The 1,739-nt window shown below is 73.9% G+C and carries 2 protein-coding genes and 1 pseudogene; 2 read left to right on the top strand and 1 reads right to left on the bottom strand.

Features of this window, described 5'->3' with window-relative positions; all coding sequences use genetic code 11:
* The first annotated feature begins 40 nt into the window (after positions 1-40).
* A complete protein-coding gene (locus tag HMPREF3105_RS04575; RefSeq protein WP_070708865.1) occupies positions 41-1,123 on the top strand; it encodes an NYN domain-containing protein in 1,083 nt (360 codons plus the stop codon).
* A gap of 99 nt (positions 1,124-1,222) precedes the next feature.
* Complete coding sequence (locus HMPREF3105_RS04570) at positions 1,223-1,504, top strand: hypothetical protein (protein ID WP_070708864.1); 282 nt, start codon at positions 1,223-1,225, stop codon at positions 1,502-1,504.
* A 27-nt stretch (positions 1,505-1,531) separates the two neighbouring features.
* Here HMPREF3105_RS04570 and HMPREF3105_RS04565 read toward each other — a convergent pair.
* Positions 1,532-1,739, bottom strand: a pseudogene (locus tag HMPREF3105_RS04565) (uroporphyrinogen-III synthase); the annotation flags it as partial.

Below are 1,739 nucleotides of genomic sequence, written 5' to 3'. Positions count from 1 at the left end.
GTCAACAACGTCATGCCCTCCTACAACTAGGGTGGGACACATGCCCGAACCCACCCCCGCATCCCTGCGCATCGCCGTCCTGATGGACAGCGACAACGTCTCCCCCAAGTTCGCCCCCCTGATCCTCGAGGAGCTCGCCACCTACGGCACCCCCACGATCAAGCGCGCGTACGGCGACTGGACCACGACCAACCTCAACGGCTGGAAGAAGGCGCTGAACCACCACGCGATCCAGCCGGTCCAGCAGTTCGCCTACACCGTGGGCAAGAACTCCTCGGACTCCGCGCTCATCATCGACGCGATGGACCTGCTCTGGATGGGCAACGTGGACGCGTTCGCCCTCGTCTCCTCCGACTCCGACTTCACGCGCCTGGCCACCCGCCTGCGCGAGGGCGGCAAGCGCGTGATCGGCCTGGGCGCCCGCAAGACCCCCGCCTCCCTGCGCAACGCCGTGGACCAGTTCATCTACCTCGAGCTGCTCGGCACCGCCACGGACCACGACGTCGACGACGACGAGACCGGCGAGGACGCCCCCGCCAAGGAGGAGAACGCCAAGGCGTCCGAGGGCTCCGGCCGCTCGGGGTCCCGCCGCGGTGGTCGAGGCCGCGGTCGCGGGGCCAAGACCACCGACGCCACCGACACCCCCGAGGCCACGGACGCGGACGCCGAGGCCCCCATTGCCGACGAGGCCCCTGCTGCCGACGAGGCCCCCGCCGGGGACGCCGCCGCCGGCAAGGACGGGAAGGTCGCGGAGGCGAAGTCCGGGGCCGGCCGTCGGGGCCGCCGTGCGTCGTCGTCGGACGTCACCGAGGACCCGACCCCGCCCGAGGTGCCGGTCGAGGCCGAGCCCGAGCACGACGAGGCCGACGCCGCCCCGCGCATCGACCTGCAGGCCGCGCTCACCAAGGCCGTCAACGCCACGAGCACCGACGACGGCTGGGCCACGCTGTCCCTGATCGGCCAGCACCTGAGCCGCACCCACGTGGACTTCGACCCGCGCGACTTCGGGCACTCCAAGCTCTCCACCCTCGTGGAGGACCAGCCGTACCTGCGCACCCGCACCGAGGGCCGCACCATGGAGGTCTCGCTGGTCCGCCGCCGCAGCCGCCGCGCCGAGGGCTGAGCGGCACGGCCCGTCGTCCCCCGCGGCCGGCGGGCCGGTCCACCGGCCGTTCACCCGCCGGCCACCCGCCCACCACGCCCGCCCGGTAGGCTCCCCGCCATGGGGAACACTCTGGGCTTCCTGCGCGGCGTCGACCGCCTGCACGCCTTCTACACGGAGAACGTGCGCATGCTCGCGCACGCGTACGACCTGACGGACGAGGAGGCCTCGGAGCTGCTCGCCAACACGGGCTTCACCAACGTCTCGGTCGCCATCCTGCGCGGCCCGCGGGTGGACATCATGGCCGCCGCCACCGGCGTGCCTCAGGACGAGGAGCACGACGCCGGCCCGGCGTCGACGGAGGACGACGCCACCGACCCGGACGGCGGCCGACCCGACTGAGCCTCGCCTCGCGTGCGGCCGGGCGGCTCAGGCCGCACCGCGCAGCACGGCCAGCACTCCGGCCGCGTCCGGCGTGGGGGCCGTCCCGAGCAGGGGCAGACCCCGCCGCGCGCACGTGTCACGGGTCGGCGCGCCGATCGCCACGAGCCGCACCCGCTCCCCCACCAGCGGCGTCAGACCCGCGGCCACGAACTCCTCCGCCGCGGACGAGCTGGTGAGCACCACGGCGGTCCCC

The organism is Micrococcus sp. HMSC31B01 (genome assembly GCF_001816085.1).
Taxonomy (GTDB): Bacteria; Actinomycetota; Actinomycetes; order Actinomycetales; family Micrococcaceae; genus Micrococcus; species Micrococcus luteus.
This window is presented reverse-complemented; position numbering and strand designations above follow the sequence as displayed.

What these genes read in the sequence shown, in the direction of transcription:
- HMPREF3105_RS04575 (WP_070708865.1), top strand. Translation starts at nt 41, where the DNA reads ATGCCCGAACCCACCCCCGCATCCCTGCGCATCGCCGTCCTGATGGAC.
- HMPREF3105_RS04570 (WP_070708864.1), top strand. Translation starts at nt 1,223, where the DNA reads ATGGGGAACACTCTGGGCTTCCTGCGCGGCGTCGACCGCCTGCACGCC.